The following is a 15,278-nucleotide window of genomic DNA, read 5'->3' on the forward strand; positions in this document are numbered from 1 at the left end:
GCCTGTGTCAATCATGACGGCAGCGTGTTTGGGTCTTCGGGACAGCGGCTGCGGCCGCCCCTTTCAAAGCCGAGACGAACATGACGACCTTCGCCGATCTGGTTCCTTCGCCCGCCGGCCGTTTCGACGGCATCGAGCGCCCCTATACGCCGGAGGACGTCCTGCGCCTGCGCGGCTCGGTGCCGATCACGCATACCTTGGCCGAGCGCGGCGCCAACCGCCTGTGGGAGCTGCTGCACACCGAACCCTTCATCAACGCCCTGGGCGCCGTCACCGGCAATCAGGCGATGCAGATGGTCCGCGCCGGTCTGAAGGCCATCTATCTGTCGGGCTGGCAGGTCGCCGCCGACGCCAACACCGCCGGGGCCATGTACCCGGACCAGTCGCTGTATCCGGCCAACGCCGCGCCGGAACTGTGCCGTCGCATCAACCGCACCCTGCAACGCGCCGACCAGATCGAGCACGCCGAGGGCGGCGCCAAGCGTGAGTGGTTCGCCCCCATCGTCGCCGACGCCGAGGCCGGTTTTGGCGGGCCGCTGAACAGCTTTGAGATCATGAAGGCCTTCATCGAGGCGGGCGCTGCGGGCGTTCACTTCGAGGACCAACTGGCGTCTGAGAAGAAGTGCGGCCACCTGGGCGGCAAGGTCCTGATCCCGACCCAGGCCCATATCCGCAACCTGGTCGCCGCGCGTCTGGCCGCTGACGTCATGGGCACGCCGACCATCACGGTCGCCCGCACCGACGCCGAGAGCGCCCAACTGATCACCTCGGACATCGACGAGCGCGACCAGCCCTTCATCGACCGCGAAAACCGCACGCCCGAGGGCTTCTTCCGCCTGAAGGAAGGCACTGGCCTGGACCACTGCATCGCCCGCGGCCTGTCCTACGCCAACATCGCCGACCTGCTGTGGTGGGAGACCTCGCACCCCGATCTGGACGACGCCAAGAAGTTCGCCGAGGCGATCCAGAAAGAGCATCCGGGCAAGCTGATGGCCTATAACTGCTCGCCGTCCTTCAACTGGAAGGCCAAGCTGGACGACGCCACCATCGCCAAGTTCCAGCGAGAGCTGGGGGCCATGGGCTACAAGTTCCAGTTCGTGACCCTGGCCGGCTTCCACAGCCTGAACAACTCGATGTTCGAGCTGGCCGATGGCTACCGCGATCGCGGCATGGCGGCCTATTCCGAGTTGCAGCAGCGCGAGTTCTCGAACGAGGCGGCCGGCTACACCGCCACCCGCCACCAGCGTGAAGTCGGCACCGGCTATTTCGATCAGGTCGCCACGGTGATCTCGAACGGCCAGTCCTCGACCACGGCCCTGAAGGACTCCACCGAAACCGCCCAGTTCCACGCCGCTTAGGAAAGGAATGAGTCTATGGAACCTCTGAACCGACCCCACGCGATCATCGAATTCTGCCTGGCGCCGCTGGGGCTCGACCCGGACGCCGAGGCGACGAAGGAGGTCCGCAAGCGCCTGGACCACGTCATCAAGACGTTTCAGGCCAAGGCGGTGAAGCCGGTCAGCATCGACTTCTCGACGATGCCGTCACAGGTGATCAACGAAGCCGCCCACGGCTACGAATAGAAGACGGAGACCCTCAGGCCGCTTGAACAGCGGCCTGAGGCGCGTCCGTTGTCAGCTCCTGCACCATGGCCAGCAGGGCCTCGACGCTGAACGGCTTGGCCAGATGGCGGTCGGCCCCCGCCTCAATGCCCGCCGCGATGTGCTCGGGCAGGGCGTTGGCGGTCAGCATGACGATCGGGGTGCGCGGCGCCCCCATGGCCACCTCGTGCAGGCGAATCTCGCGGGTCGCGGTCAGCCCGTCCATGACCGGCATCTGCATGTCCATCAGCACCAGATCAAAGGGCGCGGCGCGACAAGCCTCGACCGCCTGGGCCCCGTCCTCGACCGAGACCAGATCGACCGCTTCCTGATCCAGGATCAGTTCGACCACGCGGCGGTTGGTGGGATGGTCGTCGGCGACCAGGATGCGCAGGCGGCGGGTCTGCTCGGTGAAGGCCGAGGCCTCCGAGGCGACAAGGGTAGGCGTTGGCGCGGCCGGAGCCTGGGCGGGGCGCTGGGGCAGGGTCAGGATGAAGGCGGCCCCGCCGCCGGGCTCGCTCTCGCAGCCCAGTCCGCCGCCCATCATGGCCGCCAGTTCCCGGCTGATGGCCAGACCCAGTCCGGAACCGCCAAAGCGGCGCGTTATGTCGCCATCCGCCTGCTCGAAGCGGCTGAACAGGCGGTCGCGCGTCTCGGCGTCAAAACCGATGCCGGTGTCCTGCACCACAAAGCGCAGGCCCTGCGGTCCGGCGTCGACCGTCAGGCTGACAAAGCCAGCGCCGGTGAACTTGACGGCATTGGAGACCAGGTTGGTCAGGATCTGCTTCAGGCGCACCGCGTCGCCGTGCATCCAGATGCGGGCCTCGGGCGCGACCTCGACGAAGAACTGCAGGCCCTTGTCGCGTGCAGCGGCGGCGTAGAGCTGGGCGGCCTCTTCGACCGCGCGAGCCAGATCATAGGGTTCGTCGCCCAGTTCCAGTCGGCCGGATTCAACGCGGGCCAGGTCCAGAATGTCGCTGAGCAGGGTCTGCAAGGTGCGGCTTGACGAATGGATCAGGTCCAGCATCTCGCGCTGCTGCGCGTCCAGATCTGTGCGGGCCAGGGCCTGGGCCACGCCGATGACGCCGTTCAGGGGCGTGCGGATCTCATGGCTCATATTGGCCAGGAACTGGCTCTTGGCGCGGTTGGCGGCGTCGGCGGCGTCGCGCGCTTCGGCCAGAGCCTGGGCGTCGCGCTTCAGGTCGGTGATGTCCGAGCAGACGGTGACGGTGCCCTTTTCGGCGGTGCGGCGATCCTGAACTCGCAGCCAGCGGTCGCCGACGTTCTGCTCCATCGCGCCTTGAGGGCGACGGCGGTTGGCCATGCGCTCGGCGATCCAGGCCTGCTCGCGGCCCTCGGCGCAGGGGTAGATGCCGGCCTTGAGGCCCGCCTCCAGAATTTCGCGAAAACTCACGCCGACCTTGAGGACCGCCGCCACCTCGGGATTCACATCGGCGTAGCGCTGGTTCCAGATCGCCAGCCGGTCGTCGGCGTCATAGAAGCCCAGACCGTCGGGCATGGCCTCGATGGCTTCGCGCAGTTGGCCGAGCGCGCTGTGTCGCGACCACCAGACCATGCCGGTCAGGAAGGCGGCGATGATGGCCAAAAGACCCACGCTGGCGCCGATCCAAAGGGTCAGTGTGGTTTCCGCCGCGGCGGCGACGGGCAGGAGCACGCCCGGCGTGGGCGTGACGATCACCGCGCTCATGGCCACGAAATGCAGCCAGCAGACGCCCAGCGCCCCGAGAATGGTGGCGACGATCACCCGTTTGGCGCCGGCGCGCCAGGGCAGAACGGCAATGGCGCTGACCAGCAGCATGCCGCCGATGACGGCGACCACGACCAGCGGCGCGTTCCACGACAGGGTGGCCCCGGACAGGCGCAGCCCGGCCATGCCCATGAAATGCATGGCGGCGACGCCGAGGCCGCAGGTCAGGGCGGCGACCACGCGGCTTACGCGCCCCGCCTCGGCCAGGGCCAGATGCATGGCGACGTAGAAGGCCACGACAACGACGGCGAGCGAGACAGCGGTGTCGCCGATGTCGTAGCGGACCGGCGCGCCGATGTCGTAGGCCTTCATGGCGATGAAGTGGGTGCTCCACACGCCCAGCCCGGCGACCAGGGGCGCGGCGACCAGATAGACGCGGCGCGAGCGTCGGGCCACGTTGCGGGCTCGGTCGAACAGGGACAGGGCGACCACAAGGCTGAAGATGGAGACAAGCAGGGCGAACGGCAGAATTCGCCAGTCGTGTTGCTGAACCAGGCAGTTCAGGATCGTATTCACTTCACCAGCCCCTCCAACCTCCGAAAAGACTGCCGCAAATCGGTGAACAAACTACGCTATGCGCGAGAATCTCCGCCGACGGGGCGCCTTTCGAGTCGCGACCAGTCTAGGGCCATTCGCTGAATAATGAGATAACGTCGATCTTCATGCCGTATGAGCATTCGCCATCGCCGGTCGCCCCCACCGCCTCGTCCCGGCTCTGGACCGCGGGCGCCAGCGGCGGCGTGGCCATTCTGGTCATGGCGGTCTTGGCGGTGATGAAGCCTGAACTGGCGGGCTGGCTGGCGGCGGGGGCCGTGGCCGTGGCGGCGGCGACCTGGCTGGTCAACCGGCGGCCCCAGCCCTTGGTCAGCATCAATGAGCTGGACGGCGGCGGCCCGGTCGACCTGGTGCCGGACGGGGCCCTGCTGGCCGATGTGTTCGAGGCCCTGGCCGATCCCATCCTGATCATCAGCGGAGGCGAGGCGGACGACATCGCCGGGCGTCGCATCGCCTTGGCCAACGCCGCCGCGCGCGATCTGTTTCGCCTGACCGGCACGGGGACCGGACTGCTGGTCTCGGTGATCCGCGATCCCAAGGTGCTGGAAGCGGTGGACGAAGCCCTGTTCGGCGCCTTCAGCAGCACGGTCGACTATGTCGGCGGCGGGGCGCAGGAACGGCACTGGCGGGCATTCATAAAGCCGCTGCCGGAACGGGACGCGCATCTGTGGGGCGCCGGGGCGCTGGCCCTGCTGGCCCTGCGCGACGAGACCGATGCCCGCCGCATGGAGATGATGCGCGTCGACTTTCTGGCTAACGCCAGCCACGAATTGCGCACGCCCCTGGCCTCGCTGTCGGGCTTCATCGAGACACTGAAGGGGCACGCCAAGGACGATCCCAAGGCGCGTGACAAATTCCTCGACATCATGGCCATCCAGGCCGACCGCATGGGGCGGCTGGTCGCCGACCTGCTGTCGCTGAGCCGGATCGAGTTGAACGAGCATATCGCGCCGCAGGGCCGGGTCGATCTGGCGCGGGCGGCCTCGGACGTCGTCGACGCGGTCAGCGTCATCTCGCGCGAGCGCGGCGTGACCATCAAGGCGGACCTGGGGCAGGGCGGGGCGACCGTAGCCGGCGACCGCGACGAGATTGTTCAGGTGATCCAGAACCTGATCGACAACGCTCTGAAATATTCCAGCAACGGCGGGGTGGTCGAGCTGTCCATTGACCGCGACCGCACCCTGGGCGAGGCCATGGCGGCCCGGATGCCCGAAGGCACGCGCCTGTCGCTGGCCACGCCCGACCGCGAGGCAGGCCAGAGGTATGCGGTCGTCACCGTGCGCGATCACGGCCCCGGCATGGCGCGCGAACACCTGCCGCGTCTGACCGAGCGATTCTATCGTGTCGAGGGCCAGAAAAGCGGCGAGCGTCAGGGCACGGGCCTGGGCCTAGCCATTGTACGCCACATCATCATCCGTCACCGAGGCGGCCTGAGCGTGGACAGCGCCTTGGGGCAGGGGGCGATCTTCGCCGCCTGCTTCCCGCTTGCCCCGGCACGCGACGTGGCCGAGGCCGAGGCGACGACGTGAAGCCTGCGACATGAAGGATGGGCGCCGTAACAGAACTGTCACGCGCCCGTCTTAATCCGCTCGCCAATCGCGGGCAGTTTCCCGGCCGAAACGCGCCGGACCCGGCACGTTAATGATTCACGCGTGCACGGACCCGGATGATCTGGATTTTCCTGTTACTGCTGATCGCCTTCTCCGGGCTCGCCTATCTGGGCGGGCGTCGGCTGGCGACGCGTCGCGCTACGGGCGTCAGGGCGCACTCGCGTCCGGGTCAGCACGGCCTCTATGCCCTGATCTGGGTCGGCATGCCGGCTCTGATCGTGCTGATCGCCGCCTCGATTTTCTCGGCCCCGCTGGAGCGCCAGATGCTGGCGGCCGGCGCGCCCGACAGCGTCACTCAACTGGAGCCCTTCCGTCGCGAGGCCTTCTTCTCGGACGCGCGACGTATCGGCGACGGGCTTGAGGCCCAGCAGATCTGGCCCGCTCCCTATGCCGAGGAACTGCCGGCCGAGGGCCGTCGCGCACACCGTATCTCTTCGACCCTGAGTTGGGGCGGCGGCGTCGCGGCCCTGCTCGCGGCCATTCTGGGCGGAGTCTTCGTCTTCGTTCGCATTCGCCCTGACCTGCGCGCCCGTAATCGGGTGGAGGGCTGGATCAGCATCCTGCTCTTCGCCTGTTCGGTCGTGGCGGTGCTGACGACCCTGGGCATCATCTTCTCGCTGGTGTGGGACAGCCTGCGATTCTTCAACTCGGTGCCCGTTACGGAATTCCTGTTCGGGACCAAGTGGAGCCCGCAGATGGCGATCCGCGCCGACCAGATCGGCTCGTCGGGCGCCTTCGGAGCCGTGCCGCTGTTCGCGGGCACCTTCCTGATCATGATGATCGCCATGATGGTGGCGGGACCGATCGGCCTGTTCTCAGCCATCTATCTGTCGGAATACGCCGGTCGACGCACCCGCGCGGTGGTCAAGCCCCTGCTTGAGGTTCTGGCGGGCGTGCCGACTGTGGTTTACGGCTTCTTCGCCGCCCTGACCGTCGGGCCGGCCTTCCGCGTCTTCTTCAATACGATTGGCGGCTGGCTGGTTGGCGGGCCGTTGGACGGCATGGGGCAATACCTGCTGCTGGTGCAGAATCAGATGGCCCTGGTGGCCGGGGCCGTCATGGGGATCATGCTGATCCCCTTCGTCAGCTCCCTGTCCGACGACATCATGAACGCCGTGCCGCAGTCGCTGCGCGACGGTTCCTACGCCATGGGCGCGACCAAGTCCGAGACGGTCAAGCGGGTGCTTCTGCCCGCCGCCCTGCCGGGCATCGCCGGGGCCTTCTTGCTGGCCGTGTCGCGCGCCATCGGCGAGACCATGATCGTGACCATGGCCGCCGGTCTGGCCGCCAAGCTGACCTTGAACCCGCTGGACACGGTGACGACCGTCACCGTGCAGATCGTCACCCTGCTGACCGGGGACCAGGAGTTCAACAGCCCCAAGACCCTGGCCGCATTCGGTCTGGGCCTGACCCTGTTCGTGGTCACCCTGCTGCTCAACATCGTCGCCATGCGTATCGTGCAAGCCTATCGGGAACAGTATGACTGACGCCGCCCAAACCCCGGTGGGGCAGAACCCGAGCGCCGTCAGCCCGCGCACCCAGCGCCTGCAGGCCCGTCTGCGCGGGCGCTATGCGCGCGAGACCCGCTTCAAGTGGTATGGCCGCGCGGCCATCGGCTTCGCCCTGGTCTTCCTGGTGATCCTGCTGGGCAGCATCATCATGCAGGGTCGCACTGCCTTCTACAGCCACAGCGTCACCCTGCCCGTCTATATGGACGCGTCACGGATCGACCGCGGCTATCCGCAGGGCGCGAACTTCGAGCAGATCGTCGCCGAGCAGCAACTGCACCGCCTTGGCGTCCAGGACGACGCCCAGGGCTCCAAGGCCGCAGCCATGAAGGCCCTGTTCTCGTCGGAGCTGAAGTTCCAGGCGGCGGGCATGATCGCGCGCCAGCCCAGTCTGCTGGGCCAGACCGTGCCGGTCACGGCGCCCCTGTCCGACAACGCCGACCTTTATCTGAAGGGCGAGATTTCCCAGGCCACGCCCGAGGACCAGCGCCGCATCAGCAATGAGCAGATGGCCTGGCTGGACCGGATGAAGGCGTCGGGCGCCGTGCGCGCCCACTTCAACACCGCCCTGTTCACCAAGGGGGATTCAACCCAGCCCGAGCTGGCGGGCCTGCTGGGCGCCGTGGTCGGTTCGGCCCTGATGCTGCTGGTCACGGCCCTGATCGCCATTCCGGTCGGCGTCGGCGCCGCCGTCTGGCTGGAAGAATATTCGCCGCGCAATCGCCTGACCGCGATCATCGAGGTCAACATCAACAACCTCGCCGCCGTGCCGTCGATCGTTTACGGCCTGCTGGGTCTGGCTCTGTTCATCAACTTCATGCACCTGCCGCGCGCCAGTCCGCTGGTCGGCGGTCTGGTCCTGGCCCTGATGGCCCTGCCGACGGTGATCATCGCCACGCGCTCGTCGCTGAAAGCCGTGCCGCCGTCGATCCGCGAAGCCGCCCTGGCCATGGGCGCCAGCCGCACCCAGACCGTGTTCGGCCACGTCCTGCCCCTGGCCATGCCGGGCGTCATGACCGGCTCGATCATCGCCATGGCCCATGCGCTGGGCGAGACGGCGCCCCTGCTGCTGATCGGCATGATCAGCTTCGTCCCCGGCGTGCCCCACGCCATCGACGAGCCGGTCGGCGCCCTGCCTTCGCTGATCTACATCTGGGAGAACGCGTCGGAGCGCGCGTTCCACGAGCGGACCGCCGCCGCCATCCTTGTGCTCCTCGCCTTCATGATCGTCATGAACGCCGCCGCGATCCTGCTGCGTCGGCGGTTCGAACGCCGGTGGTAGTCCTATGAAGTTCAACATTCTCCGCGCCCCCGAAGGCCAAGGCGGCGGTTCCGCCGTCGCCGAGCCGTCGATCCTGACGACCGCGCCTGTGGTCGGCGCTCATGCCTCGGCCCCGCTCGGCCCGATCAAGATCGCCGCGCGCGACGTCTCGGTCTTCTATGGCGACAAACAGGCCCTGTTCGACGTCTCGCTGGACATCCCGGACAAGACCGTTACGGCCCTGATCGGCCCGTCGGGTTGCGGCAAGTCGACCTTCCTGCGGACCATGAACCGCATGAACGACACCATTCCGGGCTGCCGCGTCACCGGCCAGATCGAGATGGACGGCGGCGACATCAACGACCGCAAGATCGACCCCGTGCTGCTGCGCGCCCAGGTTGGCATGGTGTTCCAGAAGCCCAACCCATTCCCCAAGACGATCTATGAAAACGTCGCTTATGGGCCGAAGATTCACGGCCTGGCCACGTCCAAGGGCGAGCTGGACGACATCGTCCAGAAGGCCCTGAAGCGCGCCGGTCTGTGGGAAGAGGTCGCCGACCGTCTGCACTCGCCGGGCACCGGCCTGTCCGGCGGTCAGCAGCAGCGTCTGGTCATCGCCCGCGCCATCGCGGTCGAACCCGAAGTCATCCTGATGGACGAGCCATGCTCGGCGCTGGACCCGATCGCCACGGCCAAGATCGAGGAGCTGATCGACGAACTGCGTGAGCGCTACTGCATCGTCATCGTCACCCACTCGATGGCCCAGGCGGCCCGCGTGTCGCAGCGCACGGCCTTCTTCCACATGGGCAAGCTGGTCGAGACCGGCGACACCGAAGAGATCTTCACCAATCCGCGCGAGCGCCGCACGCTCGACTACATCACCGGCCGCTTCGGCTGAGGACGCGACCATGAACCAGCATACGGTCAAGGCTTACGGCGACGAACTGAACCAGCTGACGGCGGAAGTCGTCCGCATGGGCGGTCTGGCCGAGGCCCAGGTGGCGGACGCCATCGAATCCGTCGCCCGGCGCGACGTGGCCCTGGCCAAGGCGGTGGTCGATCGCGACAACCGCCTGGACGCCCTGCACCGCGACATCGAGAAGAAGTCCATCCGCCTGATCGCCCTGCGTCAGCCCGTGGCCTCGGACCTGCGCCGCACCCTGGGGGCCATGAAGCTGGCCTCCGATCTGGAACGCACCGGCGACCTGGCCAAGAACATCGCCAAGCGGGCGCTGATCCTGGCCGAGGGCGAGCCGATGCAGGTGCTGACCCGCTCGATCGAGCGCATGGGCCGGCTGGTCTCGACCCGCCTGCGCGACGTGCTGGACGCCTATACGGCCTCAGAGCTTGAACGCGCCCTGTCGGTGTGGAGCACCGATGACGAGGTGGACGAGCACTACAACGCCCTGTTCCGCGAGCTGCTGACCTACATGATGGGCGACCCGCGCACGATCACGGCCTGCACCCACCTGCTGTTCATGGCCAAGAACCTGGAGCGGATCGGCGACCACGCGACCAATATCGCCGAGACCGTCCACTATGAGATCACCGGCGAGGACATCCTGGGCGAACGGCCCAAGGCCGTCCCCGGCCCGGGCGAGGAACAGACCTCCACGCCGCATATCTCGACCCCGCCGTCCGATCTGACGGACGATTGACTTTACCTTCCTGCTGACGACTTCGACCGACCGGAGAGCCTGACGTGCAACCCTATATTCTGGTGATGGAAGACGAGGACGCCCTGGCCACCCTGCTCCAGTACAATCTGGAGAAGGAAGGCTATGACGTGACCGTGGCGGCGGACGGGGAGGAGGGCCTGCTTCAAGTCGATGAGCGCCTGCCCGATCTGGTGCTGCTGGACTGGATGCTGCCCAAGCTGTCGGGCATCGAGGTCTGCCGCCGTCTGCGCGGCCGGGCCGAGACCCGCAACCTGCCGATCATCATGCTGACGGCGCGCGGCGAGGAGTCAGACCGTGTGCGCGGCCTGGACACCGGCGCCGACGACTACATGACCAAGCCCTTCTCGATGACGGAACTGACCGCGCGCATCCGCGCCGTCCTGCGCCGCATTCGTCCGGGGCTGGCCGACGACCGCATCAACCACGCCGACATCGTCATCGACCGGGTGGCCCACCGCGTGCGTCGTGCGGGCAAGGAAATCCATCTCGGCCCGACCGAGTTCCGCCTGCTGGATCATCTGATGAAGCATCCGGGCCGGGTCTTCAGCCGTGAACAGTTGCTGGACGCCGTCTGGGGCTCGGACGTCTATGTCGAGGCCCGCACCGTCGACGTCCACGTCGGCCGTCTGCGCAAGGCCCTGAACGTCGAGGGTACGGTCAACCCGATCCGCACCGTCCGCTCGGCCGGCTATTCGCTGGACCTGAACAGCTAGAACCGTGAAGCGCCGGCTCAGGCCGGCGCGTTAAATTTCGGTCATCAGCATCCATGGCGACGGCGCACCGCCTCATGACGACAGGTCATGGGGAGAGGCGGAATGCCGGATGCAGTCATAGTGATGTTGGGATGGGTCGGCGCCGTCGCCTTGGGCGGTTTGCTGGCGGCGCTCCTGATGAAGGGCCGCGTGCGGTGGGGCTGGCTGATCGCCGCCCTCGTGCTGATGGCGATCTACGACGCCGTGCTGACGCGTGGCTATGGACACATCCCCCTGTCGTTCGGTTCCTCGCACTGGAACTGGGAGGGCAAGGCGCTCGCCGTCCTGCTTTCATTGGCCGTGGCCAGCCTGCCTGTCATCGGTTGGAAGCGTGCGGGCCTGACGCTGAAGCAGGATCGCCGGGGTCTGCCCGGCGCCCTGATCCTGTGGGCCTGCTGGTCGTCCTGTTCCTTGGCCTGGCCGTCTATTTCCCAGGGCAGGGCTTCGACTTCGACAGTCTGGCCTTCCAACTGACCATGCCGGGGCTGGACGAGGAGCTCTTTTATCGCGGCGTGCTGCTGCTGATGCTGAACGAGGTGTTCGGCAAGCCGGTGCGCATTCTGGGCGCATGGATGGGGTGGGGGGCGGTGCTGTCGTCGCTGGCGTTCGGCCTGACCCATGCGCTGGGCTATGCCGACGGCGGCTTTACGTTCGAGCCGTTGCTGATGGCGACGACGGGCGTGTCCGCCCTGCTGCTGGTCTGGCTGCGCGAGAAGACCGGCAGCGTCCTGCTGCCGATCCTCCTGCACAACTACGGCAATGCAATCTTCATGCTGGTCTAGGGTCTGGCCCCCCCCTAGAGGGACTAGGCCGGCTGCTCGATCTCGCTGGGGTCGATTTCATAGACGGTCGAGCAGTATTCGCAGGATGCGCGGATCTTGCCGTCTTCTTCGACCATTTCGATGCGATCTTCCGGGGGGAAGGACTGCATCACGGCCACGATGCGCTCCTTGGAGCAGCGGCAGACGGCGCTAAGGGCCTGCGCGCCCTCAAGCCGCACCCCATCCTCATGGAACAGGCGGAACAGCAGGGTCTCAGCGCTGATGGTCGGGTCGATCAGTTCGTCGTCGCCCAGGGTGAAGAAGAGGGCGCGGGTGCGCTCCCATACCTCTTCGGTCGAACCACGGGCGTCATCGCTGGCGATGACCTGGATCATGGCCCCGCCCGCACGCCAGGCGGTTCCGGCCTCGGTCGTCACCTGACCCACGGCCAGGCGCACCTTGGTCGGCACCTGCTCCGACTGGGTGAAGTAGTGCTCGGCGCACAGCGACAGGCTTTCGCCCTCGATCGGGGTGATGCCCTGGGTGCGTTCGAAGTCCTCGCCGCGGTCCAGGGTCATGATGAAGACGCCCTGACCCAGCAGGGTCTGGGCGCCGGGGCGGGTGAAGCCCTCGGAGGCCTTGGCCACTTCTTCCGGGTCAAAGCGGCAGAAGCCGCGCAGCGTGCCGGCGGTGTCGTAGTCGGCCACGACATAGCGCACCGGGCCGTCGCCCTGGGCCTGGACGATCAGGCGGCCCTGGAACTTCAGCGCCGAGCCGACGATGGCGGCCAGGACGCAGGCCTCGCCCAGCAGGGCGGCGACCGGCTCGGGATAGTCATGGGCCGACAGGATCTTGTCCACGACCTCGCCCAGCCGCACCAGGCGGCCGCGCACGGGCCAGCCGTCGATCTGGAAGGCGGCGGCGAGGTTGTCGGTCGGGGCGGGGGGTTGAGCGACGGGCGCGTGATCGGTCACGGCGGAGATCCTGGAAATAAGGCGAAACTGTCTGGAAGCGGCGCAACATAGGGAGCCGGTTCCCGCTTGGTAAGGGGGCAGGCGATCCCCGGCGCCGGCTTGCAGCTTGGCGGTTTGTGTCGGAACCTCTTTCGGCGCGGTTCGCTCCTGTCCTGACGACAGTGGTTTCGACGAGAAGAGGTTGCCGATGGTTCGACAGTTCAACGCCGTGGACGAGGTCCGCAAACATCCTGGCCTCGCCGCCGGCGTCGTCGCCGTACTGGCGGGAGTGGGCGTCGCCGCCCTTCTGCTGAATCAGCGCTCGGGCCCGACGCGCTATGAGCGGCTGCGCGAACGGGTTGATCCACGAGGCTGGTTCGACGCCGAGGCTCTGCGCCACCGCTTTGACGACATCGCGCGCGGGGTGCGTCACGGCGCCGACGACCTGACCCATCGCGCCGCCGATCTGGGCGGTTATGCTGGGGAACGCGCTGGTCGCTTCGGCCATGATGCGCGGGCTCAGGCCGAGCACTGGCTGCACGCCTCGCGCCGGAAATCGCGCAAGCCGATGAAGCGCTACGCCAAGCAGGCGCGTCGCTATGCTGAGGATGCGGGCGACTTTGCGCGTGATCACGCCAAGGAAGGCGGGGCTTTGCTGGCCGTGGCCACCATCGCCGCCGCCATTGGCGCCGCCGCCCTGGAAAGTCGCCGCAAGGGCGAAGGATCGCGCGGCTTCGGCAAGTTGTGACGTTTTTTGGAAAATTCGTGCGGGAAGGGGCGCTTGGGCGCCCCTTTTCGTTGCTGCAAGTGCGAAGGTAAGCTAGGTCCGGGGCATGACCTCGCCCGTCTTCATCTTCGACTTCGACTCCACCCTGGTGCGTATCGAGACGCTTGAAGCGCTCGCTGACATCGCCCTGTCCGACGCCCCCGACGCGGCGGCGAAAAAGGCCGAGATCGCGTCCCTGACCGATCAGGCCATGACGGGGCAGGTGGACTTCGGCACGGCCCTGCGTCGACGGCTGGAACTGCTGGCGCTCAGCCGCGCCCACGTTGAGACCCTGGCGGACCGCATTCTGGACGAGGCCAGCGCCTCGGTGCGGCGCAACGTGGACTTCTTCGAACGCCACGCCGAGCGCGTCTACCTCCTGTCGGGCGGCTTCCGCGAGGTGATCGCGCCGCTCGCCGTGCGTCTGGGCATCGCCGCCGACCATGTCCTGTGCAACGACCTGATCTATGACGCCGAGGGGCGGGTCACGGGCGTGGACGACGCCAACCCCCTGTCGCGCGACAACGGCAAGCCCGAGGTCATCAAGGCCTTGAACCTGCCCGGGACGTTTGGGGGGCCGGTGGTCATGGTCGGCGACGGCTGGACCGACGCCGAGGTCAAGCTGGCCGGCGCCGCTGACCGCTTCTACGCCTTCACCGAGGTCGTCAGTCGCCAGAAGGTGATCGAGGTCGCCGACGCCACCGCTGCTTCGCTGGACGAGGTCCTGTTCGCCGAGGGCGTGTCGGGCCGCTGGTCCTATCCGCGCAACCGCATCAGGATGCTGCTGCTGGAAAACATCCACCCCGCCGCCGTCGAACGGCTGGAGGAGGCGGGCTACTCCGTCGAGACCATGAAGGGCGCGCTGGACGAGGACGACCTGATCGCGGCCATCAAGGGCGTGCACGTCCTGGGCATTCGCTCCAAGACCAATGTCAGCAAGCGGGTGCTTGAACACGCTGACCGTCTGTTGGCTGTCGCGGCCTTCTGCATCGGCACCAACCAGATTGATCTGGAGGCCGCCGCCGAACATGGCGTGGCCGTGTTCAACGCTCCCTATTCCAACACCCGCTCGGTGGTCGAACTGGCCATCGGCCTGACCATCGTCCTGATGCGGGACGTGGCCGACAAGTCGGCGGCCATGCACCAGGGTCAGTGGAACAAGTCGGCGACCGGGTCGCGCGAGTTGCGCGGCAAGACCCTGGGCATCGTCGGCTACGGCGCCATCGGCTCGCAGTTGTCGGTTCTGGCGGAGGGGCTGGGGATGCGGGTCATCTTCCATGACCTGTCCGAGCGTCTGGCCCTGGGCAACGCCCGCCGGATGCGCTCGCTGGACGCCCTTCTGGCCGAGGCCGACGTGGTCAGCCTGCACGTCGACGGGCGCAAGGATAACGCCGACGTCATCGGCGCGGCCCAGTTCGCGAAGATGAAACCCGGCGTCCTGTTCCTGAACCTGTCGCGCGGTCACGTCGTCGATGTCGAGGCCCTGGCCGAGGCGGTGAAGTCGGGCCGGGTCGCGGGGGCGGCGGTGGACGTCTTCCCCGAGGAGCCGCGCACCAACGCCGACCCCTTCGACAGTCCCCTGCGCGGGCTGAAGAACGTCATCCTGTCGCCGCACATCGGCGGCTCGACCGAGGAGGCGCAGGAAGCCATCGCCGAGTTCGCCGCCGAGCGGCTGCTGGGCTACCTGAACCGGGGCGACACCACCTTCTGCGTCAACCTGCCCAACGTGCAACTGGCCGAGGTGTCGCGCGCCCACCGCCTGCTGCACATCCACAGGAACCAGCCGGGCGTCTTGGCCGAGCTGAACCGCGCCCTGTCTTCTGCGGGGCTCAACATCCTGGGGCAGCATCTGAAGACGGACGAGCGCACCGGCTACGTCATCACTGACGTGGATCGCGACTATGATCCGGAAGTGCTGAAGGTCCTGCGTGACCTGCCGGGCACAGTGCGCTTCAGAATGCTTCACTGAACATCGTTCAGATTCCCTTGGGGCATCTTGCGTTCGCGGCGAAGCAGCGCATCCTGCCTCCAACGACCGCGCACTGACGGTCGAGGGAGGAACAC

Annotated in this window: 14 protein-coding genes; 12 read left to right on the forward strand and 2 right to left on the reverse strand. The window is 67.2% G+C overall.

The window, feature by feature from the left end; genetic code table 11:
- Positions 1-80: 80 nt before the first annotated feature.
- Both aceA and P0Y52_03045 read left to right on the forward strand, forming a co-directional pair.
- Positions 81-1,358 carry an isocitrate lyase gene (aceA, locus tag P0Y52_03040; protein ID WEK58532.1) on the forward strand — a complete coding sequence of 426 codons (1,278 nt, stop codon included), beginning with the start codon at positions 81-83 and terminating at the stop codon, positions 1,356-1,358.
- 15 nt (positions 1,359-1,373) lie between these two features.
- The gene (locus tag P0Y52_03045; GenBank protein ID WEK58533.1) at positions 1,374-1,583 is read left to right on the forward strand and encodes a hypothetical protein; all 210 of its coding nucleotides are present in this window, start codon (positions 1,374-1,376) and stop codon (positions 1,581-1,583) included.
- A 13-nt stretch (positions 1,584-1,596) separates the two neighbouring features.
- Here the strand turns inward: P0Y52_03045 and P0Y52_03050 are convergent, their stop codons facing one another.
- Positions 1,597-3,885, reverse strand: a complete 2,289-nt coding sequence (locus tag P0Y52_03050; GenBank protein WEK58534.1) for a response regulator — start codon at positions 3,883-3,885, stop codon at positions 1,597-1,599.
- A 146-nt stretch (positions 3,886-4,031) separates the two neighbouring features.
- On the opposite strand from P0Y52_03050, the gene P0Y52_03055 reads away from it, so the two are divergent.
- The 8 genes from P0Y52_03055 (at position 4,032) to P0Y52_03090 (ending at position 11,516) form a co-directional block, all read left to right on the forward strand.
- Positions 4,032-5,453, forward strand: a complete 1,422-nt coding sequence (locus tag P0Y52_03055; GenBank protein ID WEK58535.1) for an ATP-binding protein — start codon at positions 4,032-4,034, stop codon at positions 5,451-5,453.
- Between the two features lie 137 nt (positions 5,454-5,590).
- Positions 5,591-7,021 (forward strand): phosphate ABC transporter permease subunit PstC, encoded by a 1,431-nt coding sequence (pstC, locus tag P0Y52_03060; protein ID WEK58536.1) that lies wholly within the window; start codon positions 5,591-5,593, stop codon positions 7,019-7,021.
- The gene (pstA, locus tag P0Y52_03065; GenBank protein WEK58537.1) at positions 7,014-8,324 is read left to right on the forward strand and encodes a phosphate ABC transporter permease PstA; all 1,311 of its coding nucleotides are present in this window, start codon (positions 7,014-7,016) and stop codon (positions 8,322-8,324) included. The genes pstC and pstA overlap by 8 nt, the downstream gene beginning before the upstream one ends.
- Positions 8,325-8,328: 4 nt before the next feature.
- Positions 8,329-9,201 carry a phosphate ABC transporter ATP-binding protein PstB gene (gene pstB / locus P0Y52_03070; GenBank protein WEK58538.1) on the forward strand — a complete coding sequence of 291 codons (873 nt, stop codon included), beginning with the start codon at positions 8,329-8,331 and terminating at the stop codon, positions 9,199-9,201.
- A gap of 10 nt (positions 9,202-9,211) precedes the next feature.
- A complete protein-coding gene (phoU, locus tag P0Y52_03075) occupies positions 9,212-9,961 on the forward strand; it encodes a phosphate signaling complex protein PhoU (GenBank protein ID WEK58539.1) in 750 nt (249 codons plus the stop codon).
- A gap of 44 nt (positions 9,962-10,005) precedes the next feature.
- On the forward strand, positions 10,006-10,695 hold the full coding sequence (gene phoB / locus P0Y52_03080; GenBank protein WEK58540.1) for a phosphate regulon transcriptional regulator PhoB: 690 nt from the start codon (positions 10,006-10,008) through the stop codon (positions 10,693-10,695).
- 102 nt (positions 10,696-10,797) lie between these two features.
- Complete coding sequence (locus P0Y52_03085) at positions 10,798-11,208, forward strand: hypothetical protein (protein WEK58541.1); 411 nt, start codon at positions 10,798-10,800, stop codon at positions 11,206-11,208.
- Positions 11,121-11,516: a CPBP family intramembrane metalloprotease gene (locus P0Y52_03090; GenBank protein WEK58542.1), complete on the forward strand. Its 396-nt coding sequence runs from the start codon at positions 11,121-11,123 to the stop codon at positions 11,514-11,516. Before P0Y52_03085 ends, P0Y52_03090 begins: the two co-directional genes overlap by 88 nt.
- Positions 11,517-11,539: 23 nt before the next feature.
- On the opposite strand, the gene P0Y52_03095 is transcribed toward P0Y52_03090, so the two are convergent.
- Positions 11,540-12,469 (reverse strand): Hsp33 family molecular chaperone, encoded by a 930-nt coding sequence (locus tag P0Y52_03095; protein WEK58543.1) that lies wholly within the window; start codon positions 12,467-12,469, stop codon positions 11,540-11,542.
- Positions 12,470-12,656: 187 nt separating this feature from the next.
- Here P0Y52_03095 and P0Y52_03100 point away from each other — a divergent pair, with 187 nt between their 5' ends.
- Both P0Y52_03100 and serA read left to right on the forward strand, forming a co-directional pair.
- A complete protein-coding gene (locus P0Y52_03100) occupies positions 12,657-13,196 on the forward strand; it encodes a hypothetical protein (protein WEK58544.1) in 540 nt (179 codons plus the stop codon).
- Between the two features lie 85 nt (positions 13,197-13,281).
- Positions 13,282-15,183 (forward strand): phosphoglycerate dehydrogenase, encoded by a 1,902-nt coding sequence (gene serA / locus P0Y52_03105; GenBank protein ID WEK58545.1) that lies wholly within the window; start codon positions 13,282-13,284, stop codon positions 15,181-15,183.
- Positions 15,184-15,278: the final 95 nt, after the last annotated feature.

The sequence above is a fragment of the Candidatus Brevundimonas phytovorans genome (assembly GCA_029203145.1).
GTDB lineage: Bacteria > Pseudomonadota > Alphaproteobacteria > Caulobacterales > Caulobacteraceae > Brevundimonas > Brevundimonas phytovorans.

Bases quoted from the DNA above. Each gene is read 5' to 3' on its own strand.
- aceA (WEK58532.1), top strand. From the start codon at position 81: ATGACGACCTTCGCCGATCTGGTTCCTTCGCCCGCCGGCCGTTTCGAC.
- P0Y52_03045 (WEK58533.1), top strand. From the start codon at position 1,374: ATGGAACCTCTGAACCGACCCCACGCGATCATCGAATTCTGCCTGGCG.
- P0Y52_03055 (WEK58535.1), top strand. From the start codon at position 4,032: ATGCCGTATGAGCATTCGCCATCGCCGGTCGCCCCCACCGCCTCGTCC.
- pstC (WEK58536.1), top strand. From the start codon at position 5,591: ATGATCTGGATTTTCCTGTTACTGCTGATCGCCTTCTCCGGGCTCGCC.
- pstA (WEK58537.1), top strand. From the start codon at position 7,014: ATGACTGACGCCGCCCAAACCCCGGTGGGGCAGAACCCGAGCGCCGTC.
- pstB (WEK58538.1), top strand. From the start codon at position 8,329: ATGAAGTTCAACATTCTCCGCGCCCCCGAAGGCCAAGGCGGCGGTTCC.
- phoU (WEK58539.1), top strand. From the start codon at position 9,212: ATGAACCAGCATACGGTCAAGGCTTACGGCGACGAACTGAACCAGCTG.
- P0Y52_03085 (WEK58541.1), top strand. From the start codon at position 10,798: ATGCCGGATGCAGTCATAGTGATGTTGGGATGGGTCGGCGCCGTCGCC.
- P0Y52_03100 (WEK58544.1), top strand. From the start codon at position 12,657: ATGGTTCGACAGTTCAACGCCGTGGACGAGGTCCGCAAACATCCTGGC.
- serA (WEK58545.1), top strand. From the start codon at position 13,282: ATGACCTCGCCCGTCTTCATCTTCGACTTCGACTCCACCCTGGTGCGT.